Source organism: Pseudomonas graminis (assembly GCF_004364335.1).
Lineage (GTDB): Bacteria > Pseudomonadota > Gammaproteobacteria > Pseudomonadales > Pseudomonadaceae > Aquipseudomonas > Aquipseudomonas graminis_D.
The window spans coordinates 472546-491175 of record NZ_SOCR01000004.1 but is presented as its reverse complement, the minus strand read 5'-3'; the positions used below and the strand labels follow the sequence as shown (position 1 = coordinate 491175).

Genomic DNA, 18630 nt, shown 5'->3' with positions numbered 1-18630 from the left:
ATGCCTTCGTAGGACCGGCTTCAGCCGGGAAGAGGCCGGGTTGTGCGGCATTACCCTGTAGGAGCCGGCTTGCTGGCGAAAGCGTCGGATCAGGCGCCGCCCAACCACTCGGCCCATCGCCAACCGCAATCTTCAGCAAATCTCCCGCAGGACTGGCAAAATCCCACCCTGCCCTGAACCACGCCACAGGAATCGCCACCATGCACATGACCACCGACAGCTTCATCTATAACCCATGCGACGAGGAGGAAGATGATATGGCGCTGGCGTGTTGCCATGGCAGCAGCACCGGGGATCTGTTTTTACTCGCGCGTTTTCCCGATGAGGATGAGGTCGATATCACGTTTCGTGACGACACCATTCACGTCGAAGACAACATCACCGTCACCCTGAGCGCCACCCGGCTGCTGGTCGAAATCGACGCCGCCGACGCCAAACCCCTGGGCGGCGATACCTCGTATGAGATCACCCACAGCACCCCCGCCAATGAATTGGCCGAGCTGGACGCTACGCTGCGGATCATCCTCAACGGTGTCGGGTCGTACGTCAGCCAGATCAACTGAGCCCCCGTCGGCACCGGGCGCCAATTGACGCAAATGTAAGACAGTTCTTGTTTTTGCCCAGTCGTTTGCTGAAAAGCCGAAAAAACCCGCCGGCCGATTAGTCGGCGCCCCTGCGATGGATTAAAGTAACGCCCCCAGCTTCGGCGCCACCTGGCGCTGCTGCCTCTCCTGCCAGGAACTGTCATCGATGGAACATCGTGAAGCGTTGATCGCGCTGCGGACCTTTCTCTCCACCCAGATTCTCGGGCAGGAGAAACTGGTTGAGCGCTTGCTGATCGCGCTGCTGGCCGACGGCCACATGCTGGTCGAAGGCGCGCCGGGTCTGGCGAAGACCAAGGCGATCAAAGAGCTGGCTGAAGGCATCGAAGCACAATTCCATCGCATCCAGTTCACCCCAGACCTGCTCCCGGCCGACATCACCGGCACCGAGATCTATCGTCCGGAAACCGGCAGCTTCGTGTTCCAGCAAGGCCCCATCTTCCACAACCTGGTCCTCGCCGACGAAATCAACCGCGCGCCGGCCAAGGTGCAATCTGCCTTGCTGGAGGCCATGGCCGAGCGTCAGGTCAGTGTCGGGCGCAGCACCTACGACCTGTCGCCGCTGTTTCTGGTGATGGCGACGCAGAACCCCATCGAGCAGGAAGGCACTTACCCGCTGCCCGAAGCGCAGCTCGATCGTTTTCTGATGCACGTCAAGATCGGCTTCCCGGACGCCACCGTCGAACGCAAGATCCTCCAGCAGGCCCGGGGCGAAGCGCTCAATGGCGAGACCAAGCCCGAGCGCCGGGTCAGCCAGCAGGCGATTTTCGCGGCGCGCAAGGAAATCCTCGGCCTGTACATGGCCGATGCCGTCGAGGAATACCTGGTGCAGCTGGTGATGGCGACTCGTACGCCGGCCAAGTTCGATGCCGAGCTGGCCGAGTGGATCGGTTATGGCGCCAGTCCCCGGGGTTCGATTTCCCTGGACCGCTGCGCCCGGGCCCACGCCTGGCTGGCCGGGCGCGATTTCGTCAGCCCGGAAGACATCCAGGCGATGGTCTTCGATGTGCTGCGTCACCGCATCATTCTGTCGTTTGAAGCAGAAGCGGCGGGCATCGATCAAGACCGCGTGATCCAGCGCATTCTCGACGTCGTGGCCGTCGCCTGACCCCATGCAACCCTACCTGATCTCCCAACCGGGCATTCGCATCAGCCTCGCCGAGCTGATTGAAATGCGTCATCGCGTGCGGGAAGTGCAGCTGTTTTCCACGCCCAGCCAGCGCAGCCCGCTGATCGGTCTGCACCACTCCAAGCTGCGCGGGCGTGGGGTCGATTTCGATCAGGTCAGGGTGTATCAGGCGGGTGACGACGTTCGGACCATCGACTGGCGCGTCACCGCCCGCACCCAAGAGCCCCACACCAAACTGTTTCACGAGGAACGCGAGCGACCGATTTTCATCATGGTCGAGCAAAGCCGCCGTCTGTTTTTCGGGTCCGGGCTCATGTTCAAGTCAGTCCTCGCCGCCCAGGCCGCGGCGCTGGTCGGTTGGGCCGCGCTGGGCCACAACGACCGGGTCGGCGGGCTGGTGTTCGGTGACAACGAGCATTACGAGATCAAGCCGCGGCGCAGCAAACAAAGTCTGCTGCAACTGTTGAACCGGCTGGTGCGGGTGAATCAGTCGCTGCACACCGAAGCCGCTGCCGACCGCGACACCTTCGGCGTGGCCCTGCGGCGCGCACGGGAGGTGATGCGTCCGGGCAGTCTGGCAATCATTCTGTGCGACGAGCGCGCGTTGTCCGATTCGGCCGAACAGCAACTGGCCTTGCTGTCACGGCATTGCGACCTGTTGCTGCTGCCGCTGTCCGATCCGCTGGATCACGCTTTGCCTGCTGCCGGGCTGCTGCGCTTTGCCGATCGCGGTGCGCATCTTGAGCTCGACACCCTGAACGCCGACTTGCGGCAGAGCTACCGTGCCCAAGGCGAGGCGCGTCAGGCGCGCTGGGAACTGCTGGCGCAGAAACTGCGTGTGCTGATGATGCCGTTGAGCACCCAGCGTGAAATGGTCGAGCAACTGCGCGAATACCTCAACGGCCAGCGCCCGGTAAAACAGCCATGAGTGCGCTGGACCAGTTGCAACCGCTGATCCTGCCGGAGCCGGTCGGGTTCTGGCCGCCCGCGCCGGGCTGGTGGCTGCTGCTGATCCTGCTGCCGGCGCTGGGCTACGGCCTGTGGCGCGCGCGCAGGCTGCTGCCGAAAAAGGCCAGCAGCGAAACCGTCGAGCCATTGGACCCGCTGCGCCAGGCCGCGCTGGTCGAACTCGCGCAGATGCCCAAACCCTACGACGGCGCACCGGCCGGCGCCTGGCTGCAACAGATCAACGGCCTGCTCAAACGTCTGTGCCGCAATCACTATCCCTACAGCCAGAGCCATACTCTCAACGGCCGCAAATGGCTGGCGTTTCTCGACAACCGCTGCCCGGCCGCCGGCCTGACGCGCTGGATGATCCTCGTCGAGGGCGCCTACAAGCCGGAGTGCAAACTCGACGACAAGGCCATCAACGGCCTGACCCAGTCGGTCGAGACCTGGATTCGCAAGCATGTTTGAGTTCGCCTGGCCGTGGCTCTTCGCCCTCCTCCCGCTGCCCTGGGTGATGCGCTTGGTGCTGCCTGCCGCAGACAGCGGCGAAGCGGCGCTGAAGGTCAGCTTTATCCAGGAGCTGGAAGGACTGGCCGGGCGCCGTGCGCGAACCCATTTACCGGGCTGGCGGCGTCAGTTGCCGTTCATGACCGTCTGGCTCCTGTTGGTGGTTGCTGCCGCTCGCCCGCAATGGCTGGGCGAGCCGTTGCCGGTTGCCGCCAGCGGCCGCGATCTGCTCGTCGCGGTGGACGTGTCGGGGTCGATGGATTACCCGGACATGGTCTGGAAAAACGACGAGGTCAGCCGCCTGACCCTGGTGAAGACGTTGCTGGGCGACTTTCTTGAGCACCGTCAGGGCGATCGCATCGGCCTGATCCTGTTCGGCAGCCAGGCGTACCTGCAGGCGCCGCTGACCTTCGACCGCAAGACCGTGCGCGTCTGGCTGGACGAAGCGCGGATCGGCATTGCCGGCAAGAACACCGCCATCGGCGACGCGATCGGCCTGGCACTGAAGCGTCTGCGCCAGCGTCCGGCCCAGAGCCGCGTGCTGATCCTGGTCACCGACGGTGCCAACAACGCGGGTCAGATCGACCCGCGAACCGCTGCGCGTCTGGCCGCCAGCGAAGGCGTGAAAATCTACCCGATCGGCATCGGTGCCGATCCTGACAAGGGCGCCACCAGCATTCTCGGCCTCAACCCCAGCCTCGATCTGGATGAGCCCGCGCTGCGGGAAATCGCCGCGGTCAGCGGTGGGCAATATTTCCGCGCGCGCAACGGCGCCGAACTGGCCGGCATCGGCAAGGCGCTGGATCGGCTGGAGCCGGTCGCACAGCAACCGACCCAGGCACGTCCGGCCCGGGCGCTTTATCACCTACCGCTGACGATGGCCCTGTTGCTGAGCCTGTTGCTGGTGGTCCAGGAACGCTGGCCGAACAACCCGGTTTACCGCTTTCTTGCGCGCCGGCCGACCTTTGTGCAGGGCAGGCAGTGGCGTCAACGTTTGAAGCGCCTGACGAGGCGCCCATGATCGAATTCCTCTCCGGTCTTTGGCCCCATTGGTCACGCCCTGGGTGGCTGCTCCTGCTGCCGGCGCTCGGCTGGCTGTTGTGGCGGTTATGGAATCGGCAGAAGCGCGTCGGGCGCTGGCAGATGATTATTCCCAGCGCCTTTCATTCCGCCCTGCTCAGCGGTGGCGGCGGTCGGGAAAGCAAATTGCCATGGGTGGTGTTGGGTCTTGGCTGGTGGCTGGCGGTCCTGGCGTTGCTCGGCCCGAGCTGGCAGCGCGTCGAGCAGAACAGCCAGCGGCCGGTCGATCCACTGGTGGTGATGCTGGAGCTGACCCCGGAAATGCTCGCCGCCGACAGCCCGCCGACCCGCCTCGAACAGGCGCGACGCAAAGTGCTCGACCTGTTGCAGGCGCGCAGCGATTCACAGACCGCGATCATCGTGTATGCCGGCAGCGCCCACACGTTGGTGCCGCTGTCGGACGATCTGGCGACCAGCAAAAACCTGCTGGATGCGATCAAGCCGTCGATCATGCCCGAAGCCGGCCGGCGTGCAGACCTTGCCGTGCGCAAGGCGCTGGATTTACTGGAACAGGGTGACCTCGGCCAGGGGCGGCTGCTGTGGATAGGTTCGTCCCTCAGCGACGCCGAGCGTCAGGGCATTCGCGCCGCAATGACCGGCCGCGACGCCCCTCCTTTCTTGATGCTGGGCGTCGGCACCGCTGAAGGCGCGCCCGTCACCCAAGAAAAAGGCGGCTTTCTGAAAGACGCTCAGGGCGGCATCCTTGTGCCGCGTCTGGACGGGCCGGTGCTCAAAGATTTCGCCGACAGCATGAGCGGTCGCTACACTTCGTTGCGCCTGGACAACCAGGACCTCAATGACCTTGGCCTGCTCGACGGTCCCAAAAGTCTGATCAGCGAGGGTCAGAAAGTACGGCTCGACCGCTGGGCCGACCAGGGCTACTGGTTGCTGCTGCCGCTTCTGCTGCTGGCCGGTTGCGCCGGGCGACGCGGTTGGCTGCTGTGTTTGCCGTTGCTGTTGATCGCCGTGCCGCAGCCCAGCTATGCCTTCGGTTTCGACGACCTGTGGCGCCGCCCCGATCAACAGGGCGAGCACCTGCTCAAGCGTCATCACCCGGCCGAAGCCGCGCGGCACTTCGAGAACCCGCAGTGGCAAGGCATCGCGCTGTATCAGGCCGGTGACTATGCCGGCGCCGTGCAGCGCTTTGCCCAGGGCAGCAGCGCCGCCGACCATTACAATCGCGGCAATGCACTGGCCCGAAGCGGTGAGCTGGAAGCCGCCATCGACGCCTATGAACAGGCGCTGGAGCGTCAACCGGACTTCCCGGCAGCGTCAGCCAACAAGGCGCTGGTGGAACAAGTCCTGGAGCAGAACAAGGCGTCGAATCAGACAAAGGCTGACGAGAAGTCGAAGACTGACGAGAATGCCGACAATGCCCGCGAAGGCAACACCGGACAGTCGTCATCGAGCGCGCCGTCGGCGCCGCCGGATGCCAATGCCGATCGCTCGGCCAGCGAACAGCAAAGCGCCGCCGACGAGCAGGCTTCCGGTGCAGGCTCCGACAGCGATGAGCCTGCCCGTGCCTCGGGCAAACCCGCCGACGCACAGATCGATGGTGAGCAGAAACAGGCGCTCGAACAATGGCTGCGGCAGATCCCCGACGAACCCGGCGAACTGTTGCGGCGCAAATTCTGGTACGAACAACAGCAGCATCAGGAAAAGACCCGATGAGTCGTCTGCACAGGTTGCTGATCGCAGGAATGTGGTGCCTGTTCGCGCTAGTGGCGCAGTTGGCCCAGGCCGACAGTGTGGGCTCCACGCTGCAATCCAGCGTCGACCGCACACGCGTCAACACCGGCGAAACCGTTGAATTGACCCTTGAAACCGACGACGCGACCGTCTTCGGCCGGCCGGACATGAGCGCGCTGGACGCCGACTTCGAGGTGCGCGACACCCGCCAGCTCAACAGCCTGACCACCCTGGAAGGCAACGTCCATGCGACGACCCGCTGGCTGATCACACTGATGCCGCGCCACAGCGGCTCGATCGAAATCCCGTCGCTGAAGCTGGGCGAAATGACCAGCCAGCCGATCGTGCTGCAAGTGGTCGATGTCGGCCCCGCCGCCCAGGGCCAGGAGCAGAAGCTTGCCCCGGTGTTCATGGAGGCGAGCCTCGATCAGGACAGCGTGTATGTTCAGGCGCAGGTCCTGCTGACCGTGCGCATCTACCATTCGGTGTCACTGTTCGACGACAGCAGCCTGACCCCGCTGCAAGTGCCGGATGCGCGCATCGAAAAGCTCGGCGACACGCGCACGTACGAGAAGCAGATCAACGGCATTCGCCACGGCGTGATCGAAATGCGCTACGCGCTGTATCCGCAGCACAGCGGTAAGCTGACTATCCCGGCCCAGGCCTTCAGCGCCACACTGGTTCAGGACACCACCGACGCCGCTGCGGCCGCCGCCATGGCGCCGGGCGCAATCGCCAGCGGGCCAAAGCCGGGCCGGTTGATGCACGTGACATCGCTGCCCCTGACCCTCGACGTCAAGCCGCAACCGGCGCACTACCCCGCCGACACGCCATGGCTGCCGGCGCGCAGCGTCAGCCTCAGTGAAAACTGGAGCCCGGAACCTGCCCACAGCCAGGTCGGTGATTCCCTCACGCGCACCTTGCAGCTCAAGGCCGAAGGCTTGTCCAGCGCTCAGTTACCGCCGCTGCCCGCCACCGACGTCAGTGCGTTGCGGCGTTACCCCGACCAGCCGCAACTGAGCAATCAGCCTGGTGAGCGCGGTTTGACCGGCGTGCGCGAGGAGCGGGAAGCGCTGGTCCCCAGCCGTCCCGGCGCCATCGAGATTCCCGCTGTCGATCTGGTCTGGTGGAACACCCAGGAAGATCACCTGGAGCACAGCGCCCTGCCCGCCCGCACCTTGCAGGTCAGCCTCAATCCGGCGTTCGCCGTGGACACGCCTGTGAGCGACAACGGCAATGTGACGGTGATCGGCCCGCCGGTTTGGCCGTGGCAGTTGAGCACGGTGCTGTTGAGTTTCACCACGCTGCTGGGCTTCGGCCTGTGGTGGCGCGGTCGCTGGCAACCGGCGCTGGCCCGGGTCGCGCAAACGGGGCCAAGTCCGCGTACAGTGCTCGACGACCTGAAACGCGCCTCCTTGGCCAACGACCCCCACGCGACCCGCCAGGCGCTGGACGCCTGGGCCCGTCAGCAGCCGGAAACCCTGGCCGACATGGCCGCGCGCTTCGTGCCGCTGTCCCATGCGCTGGACGGCCTGAATGGCGCGCTGTACAGCGAGACCGAAAAACTGTGGCTGGGCGAAGACCTCTGGCGCGCGGTCAAAGCGCTGCCCGCTATTGAGAACCCCCAGGACCCAAACGGAGGCGACAGCCTGCCGCCGCTTTATCCAAAATGATGTAATTGCTCTTTCTCCCTGTAGGAGCGTGGCTTGTCCCGCGATCTGGCGCGCAGCGGCAGCAGAACCTGCCCGCGCGGTGTGTCATGGTCATCTCGATGAGCGACTTTACGACCGGTCCCCGGTCGATCGCGGGACAAGCCACGCTCCTGCAGAGGACGCCGCTGCCGGCGCAACGTATTTAAACCAAGGTACCCCCATGCGTCTGTTCCACACCTCCGACTGGCACCTCGGCCAGAACCTTCATGGTCAGGAGCGAGATTTCGAACACGCCAGCTTTCTGACCTGGCTGCTGGCCCGTCTGGCCGAGCGCAAACCGGATGTCCTGCTGATTGCTGGCGACATCTTTGACACGGTCAATCCACCGGTCAAATCCCAGGAGCGCCTGTACGACTTCATCGTCAGCGCCCATGAGCAGAACCCGCAGCTGACCATCGTCATGATCGCCGGCAACCACGACTCGGGCTCGCGTATCGAGTTGCCCGCGCCATTGATGCGACGCCTGCGCACCCACGCGCTGGGCCGGGTGCTCTGGCTCGACGATGGCGTGCTGGACGTCGACCGACTGCTGCTGCCGCTGAGCAACGCCAAGGGCAAAATCCTCGGCTGGTGCCTGGCGCTGCCGTTCCTGCGTCCCTCCGAAGTGACCGGTGCGGCGTTGGGCGACAACTATCTGCGTGGCATCGGTCAGGTCCATGAAATGCTCATCGCAGCGGCCAACCAGCGGCGCAAGAAAGGCCAGGCGCTGATCGCCATCAGCCACGCGCACATGGCCGGCGGCTCGGTGTCGGAAGACTCCGAACGCAGCCTGATCATCGGCAACGCCGAAGCCCTGCCCGCCAGCCTGTTCGGCGAGAGCATCACCTACGTCGCCCTCGGACATCTGCACAAACCCCAGCGGATCAACGGCGAAGACCGCATTCGCTACAGCGGATCGCCCATTCCGCTGTCGTTTTCGGAAATCGGCTATCAGCATCAGATCCTCGAAATCGAGTGCGACGGTGACACGCTGGTCAGCGTGAAACCCCTGCTGATTCCCCGCGCCGTGAACCTGCAACGGGTCGGCCCGGCGCCACTGGCCGAGCTGTTGCTGCAGCTACGCGATCTTCCGGACATCGACCTGCTGGCCGACGTTGACCGTCAGCCGTGGCTTGAAGTCCGCGTGCGCCTGGACGAACCTCAGCCGGACCTGCGCAATCAGATAGAGGCCGCGCTGGAAGGCAAGGCCGTGCGACTGGTGCGCATCGCCGCCGAATACGCTGGCAAAGGCGGTCGCGATGAAGACGCCAATCAGGACCTGATCGAGCTGGACCAGTTGAGCCCGCAGGAGCTGTTCAGCCGTGCGTGGCAGGACAGCTATGGCAGTGAGGTGGACGAACAGACGCTGCAGGACTTTGCGACCCTGCTTCAGGACGTGCAGCTGGAGAGCGAACAGCCATGAAGATTCTCGCCATTCGCCTGAAAAACCTCGCCTCGCTGGCGGGCCCGTTCGAGCTGGATTTTACCGCCGAACCCCTCGCCAGCGCCGGCCTGTTCGCGATCACCGGCCCCACCGGCGCGGGCAAAAGCACCCTGCTGGATGCCCTGTGCCTGGCGCTGTTCGGCGCGATTCCCCGGCTGAACAACATCGGTCAGTCCCGCGTGCCGGAGATCGATGGCGACATCAGCACCAACGACCCGCGCAACCTGCTGCGTCGCGGCACCGGCAGCGGTTACGCCGAGGTGGATTTCGTCGGTATCGACAAGCGCCGGTATCGCGCGCGCTGGGAAGCCAACCGCGCCCGGGACAACGCCACGAAAAAACTCCAGGCCAGCCGCCAGACGCTGATCGATCTGGACAGCGAGCAGATTCTCAGCACCCAGAACAAGACCGAATACAAGACCCTGCTGGAAGCGCGCCTGGGGCTGAACTTCGAGCAGTTCACCCGCGCGGTGATGCTGGCGCAAAGCGAATTCAGCGCCTTCCTCAAGGCCGACGACAAAGACCGCAGCGAGCTGCTGGAAAAGCTCACCGACACCGCGATCTACAGCCAGCTGGGCCGCCGCGCCTACAGCAAAAGCAAGGAAGCCGAAGAAGCGCTGAAAACCCTCCAGGCCCAGGCCGGCACGCTGACGCCGATGGAGCCTGCGCAGCGCGCCGAGCTTGAGCAGCGGTTCAACGACGCCCAGCAGCAACTGAAACTGCAACAGGGGCAACTGCGCCAGCTGGAGCTCAAGCAGCAGTGGTTCAAGGAATTGAATCGCCTGCGTGACAGCCACCAGGCGGCCAACGAACAGCTCGCCAGCGCCCAGCAGACGTGGGACGCACACAGCGCCGATCGTCAGCAGCTCGCGTTGTTGGAGCGTCTGGCGCCGCAGCGGCATCTGTTCGGTCAGCGGTCCAGGCTTCAGGCTCAGCTTGCGCCGTTGACCGCCGCGATTCAGGCCCATCAGCGCAGGCAAACCGGGCTCGATTCGCGCATCGCCGAACTGGACAGCAAACGCATCGCCGCCGACGGCGCGTTGCAGCAGGCGCAGGAACAACTCGTCAACGCCCGGCCGGCCCTGAGTCAAGCGTTCGAGCAGCAGGCCCAGCTCAACCATCTGAATCAGGAGCTGCAACAGCTCGGCGAGCAGGCACGTGCCGCGCAGCAAGCCAGCACCGAGGGTCAGTCGACCCTCGATCAACTGGCCGAGCAGCAGCGCCAGGTCGAAGCGCGTTTGCAATTGATCGCCGAACAACTGGAGCAGAGCGCGTCGCTGACCACCTTGAGTCAGTCGTGGAGCGCCTACCGGCCGCGCCTCCAACAAACCGTGCAACTCAGCGCGCGCCTGATTCAGGGCCGTGCCGAGCTGCCGCAGCTGGAGAAAAACGCCACCCTCGCCGAACAGACCCTGGGCGAACGCCGCAGCGCGTTGCAGGCGCTGTACGACGACGCCGAGGTCAAGGCCGACGCGGTCAGCCACGAGATCGAACGGCTGGGGCAACTGCTGCAGGACAACCGCCAGCAGCACAGCGCCAGTAATTCACTTGAACGTCTGTGGCAGCGCCATCAGGACGTCGCCAGCCGCCTGCTCGACGTGCAAACCCGTCAGCAGCAGGCCACCGAGCGTCGTGCCCAAGGCATCGCCCAGGGCCTGAAACTCAAGGCCGAACACGAAGCCGCCGAGCAGGCGCTGAAGGTCACCGTTGAACTGCTGCAACGCCAGCGCCTGGCCCGCAGCGCCAGTGTCGAGCAACTGCGCGAGCAATTGGTCGACCAGCAACCGTGCCCCGTATGCGGCAGCGAAGAACATCCGTATCACCAGTCCGAGGCACTGCTCGAAGCGCTGTCGGGCCACGACGATGGTGAAGAAGCGCGCGCCCGGCAAACCGTTGGGCAGCTCAGCGAAAAGCTCGCCGAGCTGCGCGCCGAAGTTGCCGAGCTCAATAACCAGCTCAAGCAGTCCAAACCGCAACAGGATCAACTGGCTGAACAGCTGCAAACCCTGGCGCCTGAACTGGAAGCTCACCCGCTGCATCCGCGCTTGCTGGAGCAACCCGAGCACCTGCGCGGGGACTGGCTGAGCGAACGTCTGCATCAACTGGCTCAGGACATCCAGACCGCCGAGCAGCGCCAGACCCGGCTGCTGAAAGTGCAGCGGGACGCCGAGTCGTTGCAGCAGCAAGTGCTCGATGCCCGCGAGGCCAGTCAGCAGGCGATGAAGCTGCTGGACGATCAGCAACGCCACATCGCGGTGGACAACCAGGATTTCGAAGCGGCGCTGCAGGAGTTCGAGCCGCTGCTACCTGCCGAAAGCCTCAGCCAGTGGCGCGAGTCCGCAACCCAGAGCTTCATGCAGCTGGACAACGACATCGCCGCCCGTGTCGAGCAGCTCGATCAACAGAAGACCGAGCAGCAGGAGCACAGCGAGCGGGCGCAAAAGCTCGAGCGCGAGCAGGTTGCCCAGCAAAATCGCGCGGCAGAACATCAAAAGGTGCAAGGGCAACTCGATGCCCGTCAGCAGCAGCAACAGACGGTGCAACAGCATCTGGCGCAGACCCTCGGCGAACACGCGTCACCGGAGCGCTGGCAGCATGCCCTGGAACAGGCGGTCGAGCAGGCCCGTGCGGCCCAGGCCGCCATCGCCCATGAACTGCAAGCGGCGCGCAGCGAACTGATCAAGCTGACCGCAGAACTGGACGGCGAGCAGCAGCGCTTGCAGGCCCTTGAACAGGAAGTGGCAGAGCTGGAACGGCAGATCGCCGAGTGGCGCAGCAGCCACAGCGAGCTCGACGATGCTGCACTTGAAGCGTTGCTGGGCTTGAGCGACGACCATGTCAGCGGGTTGCGTCAGCAATTGCAGTCCAGTGAAAAAGCCTTGGAGCAAGCCAGGGTTCTGCTGGCAGAGCGCGCGGCGCAGTTGCAGCAGCATGAGGCCCAGCACAGCGACAGCGGCGACGCCGAGCACTTACTGACCGCGTTGAGCGAAGCGCAGGCGCAATCGGTGGTTCAGGATCAGCTGTGCGCCGACCTGCGCGCCCAGGTCAGCGAAGACAACCGCCGTCGCGAGGCCAGCAGCGAGCTGCAAGAGCGCATCGCCCACGCGCATGCTGAATATCTGCGCTGGGGCCGGCTCAACGCGTTGATCGGCTCGGCCACCGGCGACACGTTCCGCAAGATCGCCCAGGCCTACAACCTTGATCTGCTGGTGCACCACGCTAACGCGCAGCTCAAGCAACTGGTGCGTCGCTATCGCCTGAAACGCGGCGGCAGCATGCTCGGCCTGCTGGTCATGGACACCGAAATGGGCGACGAACTGCGCTCGGTTCACTCACTTTCAGGCGGGGAAACGTTCCTGGTGTCCCTCGCCCTCGCGCTGGGCCTGGCGTCCATGGCCTCCAGCACGCTGAAGATTGAATCGCTGTTCATCGATGAAGGCTTCGGCAGCCTCGACCCCGAATCCCTGCAACTGGCCATGGACGCCCTCGACGGGCTGCAGGCCCAGGGCCGCAAGGTCGGGGTGATCTCCCACGTGCAGGAAATGCACGAGCGAATCCCGGTGCAGATTCAGGTGCGGCGTCAGGGCAATGGCCTGAGCACCGTCGAGGTCAGCAGCGGCTAATCCGTTTTTTCACGACGCACGGAAGCGCCCGATGGCGTTTCTGTGCAACCCTGTATCCCTTGCGCGGCAGTAGTCGCGCCAAACTCGAAAGAAGGTAAAACCACGTGGCAAACTCAAAAGTATTCTTCGACATCGTTGCCAACGACGAGCCAATGGGCCGCATCGTCATGGAGCTGCACAACGACGTCGTTCCGAAAACCGCTGAAAACTTCCGCGCGCTGTGCACCGGCGAAAAAGGCGACGGCCTGAGCTACAAGGGTTCGTCGTTCCACCGCGTGATCCAGAACTTCATGCTGCAGGGTGGCGATTTCACCAACCATAACGGCACTGGCGGCAAGTCGATCTACGGCAACAAGTTCGAAGACGAAAACTTCACCCTCAAGCACACCGCGCCTGGTGACCTGTCGATGGCCAACGCTGGCCCGAACACCAACGGCAGCCAGTTCTTCATCACCACCATCGTCACCGAATGGCTGGACGGCAAACACGTCGTCTTCGGCAAAGTCGTCGAGGGCATGGACGTGGTCAAGGCCATCGAAGCGCTGGGTTCGCAATCCGGCCGCACCAGCAAGAAAGTCGTCATCGCCGACTGCGGCGAACTGACCGAGGCCTGAGCATGACGTCGGCGCCTCACACTGAATCGACGGTGCCGACGCTCTACTCGTTCCGCCGCTGCCCCTACGCCATGCGCGCCCGCATGGCGCTGGGGTATTGCGGCGTACCGGTGCATACGGTGGAAGTCAGCCTGAAGGCCAAACCTGCGGAGATGCTCGAACGATCACCCAAGGGCACCGTACCGGTTCTGGTGCTGCAAGACCGGGTGCTTGAGCAGAGCCTGGACATCATGGGTTGGGCCCTGGCGCAGCATGACCCGGACGATTGGTCCCTCGCACGCAACGTCGAAGGTCAGCAACAGATCGCCGAGCTGATCGCGGAAAACGACAGCAGGTTCAAGCAGGATCTGGATCACTACAAATATGCCGTGCGTTATCCCGAATTCACCCAGGAAGACTACCGCCAGCGGGGTGAGAGGTTTCTGCGCAGGCTGAACGATTTACTGGCGTCACGGGACTTTCTGATCACCGATCGACTGACCCTGGCCGACATCGCCATAGCGCCGTTCATACGGCAATTTTGCGCGGTGGATGCGGACTGGTTCTGGCAAAGCCCCTACCCCCACCTGCAACGCTGGTTACAGCGATTTCTGGCGTCAGAGCTGTTCATCACAGCGATGGCCAAGCGCTGATTGCGACCGCGTTGGTTAATAGTCAAACCACCTCGCTACACCACTTCCATCTGAAAGATCGGCGAAATCATCTCGCTGTGCCGTGGGGGCGGATTGCCTGCGTTGAGCTTCTGCGAGCGCTGCATCTCGACCGCTTCAGCGACCTCGGTCTTGAACGCCATGCTGCGCGCCACACCGCCCACCGACCCTTCGCCGTGGCCGAGCAATGAGCAGCCGTTGTTGATCACAGCAAAGAACACAATCACCCAGAAGTTCGCGCCTATCACGACGCACGCCCCTGAGCTTGAACAGCTGCACGATTGAGTTCAACGGAAGCTGTTTGGGTCGAAAACGGCGACGCGGCATTGAGTGGTGGATTCGTACTGATGACGGTGACCACTGCGATGAAAACAACATACAACGCGATGGCGGTATAAGCGCCGTGTTTGATTGAAGTGAGGATGGCAGTGGCCATGTTTGTAGCTCCGGGACGTGTCTGTTTCAGGCGCCCAGAGTGCTTGAAGTTGTGCGTATTAAAAAACGATGGCTGGCGATTCAAAACATCGATGGGGTTGATCATTCAAGGACTTAATCACGCTGATAGATATCGACGATATCCCTGTACATCCCCTTTCTGTAGGAGTGACCGGGGTGGCGCTCCACCTTGCTCGCGAAGAAGCTGGTACATCCACCCAATCTCCACAGGCTGAAATGCAGTCTTCGCGAGCAAGCTCACTCCTACAGGGTTGTCGTCGGACCTAAATCCCACACACAAAAAATCCCCATCGCTTATCCAGCAGACGGGGACCAAAGGGGAGGAATTCAACGCTTTCGCGAACAAGCTCGCCGGCACTTGATGCATGGCCTGACACTCAGTGGTCAGTGGGTCGCATCAACCTGTAGAAGACGAAGTTGCTCGCGAAAGCGTTTTCCGGTGATCAAACAATTGCAGCTCACATCAGGTTCTTACAAATCCATTCCCCGGCAACGATACGTTCGTTAACGGGGAATGGATTCACTTCGAAGTGCTATTCATTGTTGAATCTTGTGATCCAGAGCGGCGTAGAAGTTGGCGCTTTGTTGCAGGTACTTCGGGGTGTAGCTCTGGGTAGAGCTGACTTTTTTGTCGGTGGCTTCGACACTGGCGCTGGCTGGCAGAGCAACAGTGGCGGAGATAGCGGACGCGGCGATGATGGAGAAGAGATTGAAGTTCATGGTGGGTACCTCGCTGTGGTGTGTCGTTTCAAGTCTTGACCGTCGTGGCCGTGGAATGAAAGTTACGCCCGAGGGAGGTTTGGAAAAAATCTTTTCTGGCACTAGCCCTTATCACTTGGATTGATAGAGGCCCAGAGCCCTTGAGAACCAAGGGCTGAGCCTGCGTCAAAGTGTCGCTGGCGATTACTTGGCCGTGAGGAAATGAAAGTCAGACGGCGAATCGAAGTCGACTTTCTGCACGGTATCGCCCAGCAGACCGGTTTTCGGGTCAACGCGGACGGTCACGATCTGGTTGCTTTTCTGGTTGGCGATCAGCACGAAGTGGCCGCTCGGGTCGAAGGCGAACTCGCGCGGTTCCTTACCTTCCACGCTGCGACGCTGGATTTCCTTGAGCTGACCGTTGGCGGCGTTAATGCTGAACACCAGCAGTTCGTTCACTTCGCCACGGTTGGCAACGTAGAGGAATTTGCCGTCTGGCGAAGTGTGCAGGCCACCGGCGGCACGGTTTTGCTGGCCTTCCTTGTTGGCAAGGTCGACCAGCTGGGTGCGCTTGAACACGCCGTCATGGTAATCAAACACCGCCACTTGGGCCGTCATTTCCATGGTCAGCCAGGCGTGTTTGCCGTCCTTGCTGAACGTCAGGTGGCGCGGACCGCTGCCCGGTGGCAGGTCGATTGCCGAGACCTTCGCCGGTTGCAGCGGCTGTGGCTTGTTGGCGTCGTAGTTGAAGACAAACATCTTGTCAGCGCCCAGGTCCATGGCGATCAGGTACTTGCCATCAGGCGTGGGTACCGCTGCGTGGACGTGGGATGAGGCCTGACGCTCCGGGTTGACCTTGCTCGCTTCGTGGGTCGCGGTCTGCACTACCGGCGCCAGTCTGCCGTCCTTGCCGACCGGCACGACTGCCAGCAGGCCACCCGGATCAGGGTGCACGGCGTAGTTGGCGACGAAGAGAAAACGCCCGTCCAGGCTCAGGCCGGAATGGGTAGGCTCCTCGCTTTTGGTTTCGACCTGGTTCAGGAACGACACCGCGTGGGTCTTGGGGTCGATGGCGTAGCTGCTGACCTTGCCGACGACGTCCTTCTGGCCTGGGCCGTTCTCGTTGACCGCGAACATATGCCGCTGGTCTTTGGACAGAGTCAGCCAGGACGGGTTATCGCTGTTGATCACCTGACGCGGCTTGGCGTCGAGCTGGCCGGTCTGGGTGTTAAAACCGAGTCGGTAGATGCCTTCGCTGGTGCCGGCGGTGTAGGAGCCGACCAGTACGTCGTAATCAGTCATGGGTTTGGCCTGAACGGAGAGCGCGGAAAGGCTGCTGGCGAGCGCTAACCACGGCAGAAGTCTGGGAGTCATTGGGCTGTTCTCTTGTTGGAGTTGTTGGCGCGCCGTACACGCGGATGGTCAACGGCTATGACAGCGTATTGCAGAAAGTAGTTGCCGGCTGGGCGTCGTGAAATGGCGGGACATGTCGCTCATCCGCGTCAGGCAACACATCTGTAGGAGCCAGCTTAGCCGCAGCATCTCTAAACGACACAAAGCCCTTGTAGGAGCGCGCTTGCCCGCGATTGCGTTGTGTCAGCCACTGAATATCTCGCTGCCCCACCGCAATCGCGGGCAAGCGCGCTCCTACATTTGATCCCGATCCGGCCACAGATCCGCATTGAATTCAAAAATGTCGCCTTGATTGATGAGCGCGGGGTTACTCCTGCTCGCCCTCTTCGTCCTCATCACTCGCCGCAATTCCTTGAAGCACGACGATGCGGTGGTCGGCGTTGCCGTCGTTGATGACCCAGCTTTGCAATGCGGCATCGAACGCGGCGGCATCGATCTGCGCCAGCGAGAAGCGCCATACCTTGCGCTCGCGGCCGTCCATGCTTTCGATCTGGAGCATTTCGTCGAGGGTGAATTCGAAAGCGTGCAGGCCGTCGATTTCCAGCATGCTGTGGGCGGTCAGCGCAGTCTGGAGTTCAGTGCGCAGGGAATCTGGTGTGGTGGTCATGGCAGTGGTTCGCATCAGTGAAAGTGCGAATGATAGGTGAAAAGACGCCGAAGCAGTGGCCTCGGCGTGGCTAGATGGCGAAGTCAGTCCTGAACTGCTTCCTTCGCGTAGTAGCGGGACGGAATGCCCCAAACGATCAGCGCGATGGCCAGCACGCTGACGGCGAATAACGCGAACAGCGCTGGCGTCGCCGTACCGGTGAGGTCCTTGATGCGGCCGACCATGAACGGCGCGATGACCCCGCCCAGTTGCCCGAGGGAGTTGATCAGCGCAATGCCCGCAGCGGCAGCGATGCCAGTCAAAAAGCGCGGCGGAATGGTCCAGAAGATCGGCATCCAGGCGATGATGCCGGTCATGATCATGGTCATGCCGATCATCAATGGCACCAGTTGCCCGGGAAACAATGCACAGACCAGATAGCCCGCAGCCGTCAGCGTCGCGCAGCCCGCCATGTGCCAGCGGCGCTCACCGTGACGGTCGGAACTGGCGCCGATCAGCAGGTTGCCGATCACCGCGCCCGCATACGGAATCACCGTCAGCAGGCCGATGTTCAGAGTGTCGGTCACACCGGCGGTTTTGATCAGCTGCGGCATCCAGAACAAAAGGCCGGTCAACGCCATGACCAGGCACAGGTAAATGCCTGACATCACGTAGGTGGTCGGGTGTTTCCAGATGTCTTTGACGGTCTGCTTGACGACGGGTTTGGCCTCTTTGCCCATGCGCGCCAGCACCACCTGTTTCTCCTGATCACTCAGCCAGGTGGCATCTTCGATGCGGTCCTTGACCAGCCAGAACACCACGCCGCCCAGCAGAATGGACGGGATGCCTTCGATGAGGAACAACCAGCGCCAGCCGGCCAGGCCCATGACACCGTCGAAGTGACCGAGGATCAGCCCGGCAATCGGACCGCCGACGATCCCGCACAGGCAGATGGAGCTTTTGAAGTAGGAGTTGACCCGCGCCCGACGTGAGCCCGGATACCACTGGGTGAAGAAATACAGCACGCCGGGGACGAAGCCCGCTTCCATCACGCCGATCAGAAAGCGCAGCGTGTAGAACCAGAATTCGGTCTGCACGAACATCATGCACGCGGACGCGATGCCCCACGAGACCATGATCCGGGCGATCCAGATCCGCGCGCCAATCTTGTGCAGCAGCACGTTGCTTGGGACTTCGAACAGGAAGTAGCCGACGAAGAACAGGCTCGCGCCCAGGCCGTAGACGGTTTCGCTGAAACCCAGATCGCTGGCCATCTGCAGCTTGGCGAAGCTGATATTGACGCGGTCCAGGTAGGCGAACAGGAAACAGGCGATGAACAACGGCACGATTCGCCAGCTCACCTTACGGTAGATGCTGTCCTCGAGGGCGTCGGCATCGAGGCGGTCCAGCGGAATGGCAGTGGCGGTCATGGGTCGCACCTCATTTTGTTTTTATGGGTGTCGTATGGAGCGCAGCAGGCAGCAACCCACCGTAGGAGT

At 62.7% G+C, this 18630-nt stretch carries 17 protein-coding genes; 11 read left to right on the top strand and 6 right to left on the bottom strand.

From position 1 onward, the window contains the following. Window positions 1-200 precede the first annotated feature (200 nt). The 11 genes from EC919_RS09835 to EC919_RS09785 all read left to right on the top strand — a co-directional run bounded on the left by EC919_RS09835 (window position 201) and on the right by EC919_RS09785 (window position 13959). Window positions 201-563 carry a hypothetical protein gene (locus EC919_RS09835; protein ID WP_133773424.1) on the top strand — a complete coding sequence of 121 codons (363 nt, stop codon included), beginning with the start codon at window positions 201-203 and terminating at the stop codon, window positions 561-563. Between the two features lie 187 nt (window positions 564-750). Further along, the gene (locus EC919_RS09830; protein ID WP_037013687.1) at window positions 751-1710 is read left to right on the top strand and encodes an AAA family ATPase; all 960 of its coding nucleotides are present in this window, start codon (window positions 751-753) and stop codon (window positions 1708-1710) included. Window positions 1711-1714: 4 nt separating this feature from the next. Next, window positions 1715-2659 carry a DUF58 domain-containing protein gene (locus EC919_RS09825; RefSeq protein WP_133773422.1) on the top strand — a complete coding sequence of 315 codons (945 nt, stop codon included), beginning with the start codon at window positions 1715-1717 and terminating at the stop codon, window positions 2657-2659. Beyond that, entirely contained in the window at window positions 2656-3147 is a 492-nt protein-coding gene (locus EC919_RS09820) for a DUF4381 domain-containing protein (RefSeq protein WP_133773420.1), read from the top strand. Before EC919_RS09825 ends, EC919_RS09820 begins: the two co-directional genes overlap by 4 nt. Then, window positions 3140-4207: a vWA domain-containing protein gene (locus EC919_RS09815; protein WP_133773418.1), complete on the top strand. Its 1068-nt coding sequence runs from the start codon at window positions 3140-3142 to the stop codon at window positions 4205-4207. The genes EC919_RS09820 and EC919_RS09815 overlap by 8 nt, the downstream gene beginning before the upstream one ends. Next, complete coding sequence (locus EC919_RS09810; protein ID WP_133773416.1) at window positions 4204-5937, top strand: VWA domain-containing protein; 1734 nt, start codon at window positions 4204-4206, stop codon at window positions 5935-5937. The genes EC919_RS09815 and EC919_RS09810 overlap by 4 nt, the downstream gene beginning before the upstream one ends. Further along, window positions 5934-7628: a BatD family protein gene (locus EC919_RS09805; RefSeq protein ID WP_133773414.1), complete on the top strand. Its 1695-nt coding sequence runs from the start codon at window positions 5934-5936 to the stop codon at window positions 7626-7628. The genes EC919_RS09810 and EC919_RS09805 overlap by 4 nt, the downstream gene beginning before the upstream one ends. Window positions 7629-7827: 199 nt before the next feature. Further along, window positions 7828-9069, top strand: coding sequence for an exonuclease SbcCD subunit D C-terminal domain-containing protein (locus EC919_RS09800; protein WP_133773411.1), 1242 nt, complete (start codon window positions 7828-7830; stop codon window positions 9067-9069). Continuing rightward, window positions 9066-12713, top strand: coding sequence for an AAA family ATPase (locus tag EC919_RS09795; protein WP_133773409.1), 3648 nt, complete (start codon window positions 9066-9068; stop codon window positions 12711-12713). Before EC919_RS09800 ends, EC919_RS09795 begins: the two co-directional genes overlap by 4 nt. Before the next feature lie 104 nt (window positions 12714-12817). Then, window positions 12818-13327, top strand: coding sequence for a peptidylprolyl isomerase (locus EC919_RS09790; RefSeq protein WP_133773407.1), 510 nt, complete (start codon window positions 12818-12820; stop codon window positions 13325-13327). A 2-nt stretch (window positions 13328-13329) separates the two neighbouring features. Next, on the top strand, window positions 13330-13959 hold the full coding sequence (locus tag EC919_RS09785) for a glutathione S-transferase (RefSeq protein ID WP_208294963.1): 630 nt from the start codon (window positions 13330-13332) through the stop codon (window positions 13957-13959). 35 nt (window positions 13960-13994) lie between these two features. Here EC919_RS09785 and EC919_RS09780 read toward each other — a convergent pair whose 3' ends face one another. The 6 genes from EC919_RS09780 to EC919_RS09755 all read right to left on the bottom strand — a co-directional run bounded on the left by EC919_RS09780 (window position 13995) and on the right by EC919_RS09755 (window position 18561). Next, window positions 13995-14225: a hypothetical protein gene (locus tag EC919_RS09780; protein ID WP_133773405.1), complete on the bottom strand. Its 231-nt coding sequence runs from the start codon at window positions 14223-14225 to the stop codon at window positions 13995-13997. Continuing rightward, window positions 14222-14413 (bottom strand): hypothetical protein, encoded by a 192-nt coding sequence (locus EC919_RS09775; protein ID WP_133773403.1) that lies wholly within the window; start codon window positions 14411-14413, stop codon window positions 14222-14224. The genes EC919_RS09780 and EC919_RS09775 overlap by 4 nt, the downstream gene beginning before the upstream one ends. 557 nt (window positions 14414-14970) lie before the next feature. After that, window positions 14971-15153, bottom strand: coding sequence for a hypothetical protein (locus tag EC919_RS09770; RefSeq protein ID WP_065986171.1), 183 nt, complete (start codon window positions 15151-15153; stop codon window positions 14971-14973). 183 nt (window positions 15154-15336) lie between these two features. Beyond that, window positions 15337-16506, bottom strand: a complete 1170-nt coding sequence (locus EC919_RS09765) for a lactonase family protein (protein ID WP_133773401.1) — start codon at window positions 16504-16506, stop codon at window positions 15337-15339. A 346-nt stretch (window positions 16507-16852) separates the two neighbouring features. Further along, a complete protein-coding gene (locus tag EC919_RS09760) occupies window positions 16853-17152 on the bottom strand; it encodes a DUF5629 family protein (RefSeq protein WP_133773399.1) in 300 nt (99 codons plus the stop codon). 83 nt (window positions 17153-17235) lie between these two features. Continuing rightward, window positions 17236-18561 carry an MFS transporter gene (locus EC919_RS09755; RefSeq protein WP_133773397.1) on the bottom strand — a complete coding sequence of 442 codons (1326 nt, stop codon included), beginning with the start codon at window positions 18559-18561 and terminating at the stop codon, window positions 17236-17238. Window positions 18562-18630 lie beyond the last annotated feature (69 nt).

What these genes read in the sequence shown, in the direction of transcription:
- EC919_RS09805 (WP_133773414.1), top strand. Translation starts at nt 5,934, where the DNA reads ATGAGTCGTCTGCACAGGTTGCTGATCGCAGGAATGTGGTGCCTGTTC.
- EC919_RS09765 (WP_133773401.1), bottom strand. Translation starts at nt 16,506, where the DNA reads ATGACTCCCAGACTTCTGCCGTGGTTAGCGCTCGCCAGCAGCCTTTCC.
- EC919_RS09830 (WP_037013687.1), top strand. Translation starts at nt 751, where the DNA reads ATGGAACATCGTGAAGCGTTGATCGCGCTGCGGACCTTTCTCTCCACC.
- EC919_RS09810 (WP_133773416.1), top strand. Translation starts at nt 4,204, where the DNA reads ATGATCGAATTCCTCTCCGGTCTTTGGCCCCATTGGTCACGCCCTGGG.
- EC919_RS09835 (WP_133773424.1), top strand. Translation starts at nt 201, where the DNA reads ATGCACATGACCACCGACAGCTTCATCTATAACCCATGCGACGAGGAG.
- EC919_RS09815 (WP_133773418.1), top strand. Translation starts at nt 3,140, where the DNA reads ATGTTTGAGTTCGCCTGGCCGTGGCTCTTCGCCCTCCTCCCGCTGCCC.
- EC919_RS09820 (WP_133773420.1), top strand. Translation starts at nt 2,656, where the DNA reads ATGAGTGCGCTGGACCAGTTGCAACCGCTGATCCTGCCGGAGCCGGTC.
- EC919_RS09795 (WP_133773409.1), top strand. Translation starts at nt 9,066, where the DNA reads ATGAAGATTCTCGCCATTCGCCTGAAAAACCTCGCCTCGCTGGCGGGC.
- EC919_RS09825 (WP_133773422.1), top strand. Translation starts at nt 1,715, where the DNA reads ATGCAACCCTACCTGATCTCCCAACCGGGCATTCGCATCAGCCTCGCC.
- EC919_RS09785 (WP_208294963.1), top strand. Translation starts at nt 13,330, where the DNA reads ATGACGTCGGCGCCTCACACTGAATCGACGGTGCCGACGCTCTACTCG.
- EC919_RS09800 (WP_133773411.1), top strand. Translation starts at nt 7,828, where the DNA reads ATGCGTCTGTTCCACACCTCCGACTGGCACCTCGGCCAGAACCTTCAT.
- EC919_RS09760 (WP_133773399.1), bottom strand. Translation starts at nt 17,152, where the DNA reads ATGACCACCACACCAGATTCCCTGCGCACTGAACTCCAGACTGCGCTG.
- EC919_RS09775 (WP_133773403.1), bottom strand. Translation starts at nt 14,413, where the DNA reads ATGGCCACTGCCATCCTCACTTCAATCAAACACGGCGCTTATACCGCC.
- EC919_RS09770 (WP_065986171.1), bottom strand. Translation starts at nt 15,153, where the DNA reads ATGAACTTCAATCTCTTCTCCATCATCGCCGCGTCCGCTATCTCCGCC.
- EC919_RS09755 (WP_133773397.1), bottom strand. Translation starts at nt 18,561, where the DNA reads ATGACCGCCACTGCCATTCCGCTGGACCGCCTCGATGCCGACGCCCTC.